Genomic DNA, 2,671 nt, shown 5'->3' with positions numbered 1-2,671 from the left:
CTCGAGGAAGGCGCAGACCGGGCGGCGTTGCGCGCCGACGGTACGACGGCCGCCGTGATCGACGTCTCGTTCAGAGTGGAACCGGGACAGATCTTCGTCGTCATGGGCCTGTCGGGATCCGGCAAGTCCACCCTGCTGCGCATGCTCAACGGACTCCTCGAGCCCACCTCCGGGCGCGTCCTGTTCGACGGCCAGGACCTCACCGCCCTCGACCCCCGCGAGCTGCGCCGCGTCCGCTCCACCAGGATCAGCATGGTCTTCCAGCACTTCGCGCTGTTCCCGCACCGCAACGTCCTGGAGAACGCCGGCTACGGACTGGAGGTCCAGGGCGTCCCCCGGGCCGAGCGCGAGCGCAGGGCCGCGGAGGCCCTGGAACTGTGCGGGCTCGGCGGCTGGGAGAAGTCCTGGCCCGACGAGCTGTCCGGCGGGATGCAGCAGCGCGTGGGGCTGGCCCGCGCCCTGGCCACCGAGGCCGACCTCCTCCTCATGGACGAGTCCTTCAGCGCCCTCGACCCGCTGATCCGCCGCGACATGCAGGACCAGCTCCTCGAACTCCAGCGCACCCTGAAGAAGACCATCGTCTTCATCACCCACGACCTCAACGAGGCCATGCGCCTCGGCGACGCCGTCGCCGTCATGCGCGACGGCCGCATCGTCCAGCAGGGCACCGCCGAGGACATCCTCACCCGTCCCGCCGACGACTACGTGGCCTCCTTCGTCCAGGACGTCGACCGCTCGCGCGTGCTCACGGCCGACGCCGTCATGGCCCCGGCCCCGGCGGGCGCCGACCTGTGCGGCTGCCCCACGGTGAGCGCCGACACCCCGCTCGCCGACGTGTGCGCCGTCAGCGTCCGCGTGCCCCACCCGGTGGCCGTCACCGCGGCGGACGGCACCGTCGTCGGCGCCGTGCCGCAGGGCCGCCTCGTCCGCTTCATCGGCGACGAGCAGCGGCCCGCGGTGCGCTGCACGGAGGTGGCCGCCTGATGCCCCGCCTGCACCTCGGCGCCTGGGCCGACAGCGCCGTCGGCTTCCTCCAGCGCCACCTCTCCTGGCTGTTCGACGCCATCGGCTCCCTCGTCACCGGTCTCGACGACGGCATCGAAGCGGCGCTGTCGGCTCCCGCCCCGCTGCTCCTCGCGGGGATCCTGGCCGTCGCCGCCTGGTGGCTGCGCGGCCTCCTCGCCGGCCTGCTCGCCTTCGCCGGCCTCGCGCTCGTCGACTCCCTCGGCCTGTGGTCCGAGGCCATGTCCACCCTGGCCCTGGTCCTGGTCGCGACCCTCGTCACCCTGGTGGTCGCCGTCCCGCTCGGCGTGCTCGCCGCGCGCTCCGACCGGATCAGCGCCGTGCTGCGCCCCGCGCTGGACTTCATGCAGACCATGCCGGCCATGGTCTACCTGATCCCCGGCGTCGTCTTCTTCGGCGTGGGCGTCGTCCCCGGGATCATCGCCACCATCGTCTTCTCGCTGCCGCCGGGGGTGCGGATGACCGAGCTCGGCATCCGCCAGGTCGACGGCGAACTCGTCGAGGCCGCCGAGGCCTTCGGCACCGCCCCGCGCGAGGTCCTGCTCCGCCTCCAGCTGCCCCTCGCCCTGCCCACGATCATGGCCGGCGTCAACCAGGTCATCATGCTGGGCCTGTCCATGGTGGTCATCGCCGGCATGGTCGGCGGCGGCGGGCTCGGCGGCGCCGTCTACCGGGCCATCGGCAACGTGGACATCGGCCTCGGTTTCGAAGCCGGCCTCTCCATCGTGATCCTGGCCATGTACCTCGACCGGATGACCGGCGCCCTGGGCCGCCAGGTCTCCCCGCTCGGCCGGCGCGCCCTGGCCTCGGCCCGGTCCGCCGCCGGCGGCGCGGCCCGGCTGTGGAGCCACCGCCCCCAGCCCGTCCACGCCGTCGCCGGGGTCGCCGTCCTCGCCCTGGCCGCGGGTACCCTCAACGCCCTCTCCGGACCCGGTGACGGCCGGGACGGCGGCCCGGCCGGCGCCGGGAACACCGGCAAGGGCCGCACCCTCTCGCTCGGCTACATCCCCTGGGACGAGGGCATCGCCTCCACCTTCCTCTGGAAGGAACTCCTGGAGGAGCGCGGCTTCAAGGTAGACGCCCGCCAGCTGGAGGCCGGGGCGCTCTACACCGGCCTCGCCGGCGGCGGCATCGACTTCCAGACCGACTCCTGGCTGCCCGTCACCCACGCCCAGTACTGGCAGAAGTACGGGAACCGGCTGGAGGACCTCGGCTCCTGGTACGGCCCGACCTCGCTGGAGCTGTCCGTCCCCTCGTACGTGAAGGACGTGCGCTCCCTCGCCGACCTCAAGGGCAAGTCCGACCGGTTCAAGGGCAGGATCATCGGCATCGAGCCGAGCGCCGGCGAGATGTCGATCCTCAAGGACGAGGTGCTCAAGGAGTACGGCCTGGACGGCGAGTACCGGGTCGTCGACGGATCGACGCCCGGCATGCTCGCCGAGCTGAAGCGGGCCTACGAGAAGCGGGAGCCGGTCGCCGTCGTGCTGTGGTCCCCGCACTGGGCGTACTCCTCCTACCAGCTGACCAAGCTCGAAGACCCCAAGGGTGCCTGGGGCAAGGGCGACGGCATCCACACCCTCGCCCGCAAGGGATTCGCCGAGGACGAGCCCGAGGTGGCGCGCTGGCTGCGCGAGTTCAAGCTCACCGA

General features: G+C 72.5%; 2 protein-coding genes. Both read left to right on the top strand.

Features of this window, described 5'->3' with window-relative positions; genetic code table 11:
* Positions 1-984, top strand: a 984-nt coding sequence (locus tag VR44_RS37925; protein WP_045952227.1) for a quaternary amine ABC transporter ATP-binding protein, incomplete at its 5' end; no start/stop codon positions are given.
* A partial coding sequence (locus tag VR44_RS37920) for an ABC transporter permease/substrate binding protein (protein ID WP_045952226.1) occupies positions 984-2,671 on the top strand: 1,688 nt, incomplete at its 3' end. The genes VR44_RS37925 and VR44_RS37920, both read left to right, overlap by 1 nt.

The sequence above is a fragment of the Streptomyces katrae genome, assembly GCF_000966975.1.
Lineage (GTDB): Bacteria > Actinomycetota > Actinomycetes > Streptomycetales > Streptomycetaceae > Streptomyces > Streptomyces katrae.
This window is presented reverse-complemented; position numbering and strand designations above follow the sequence as displayed.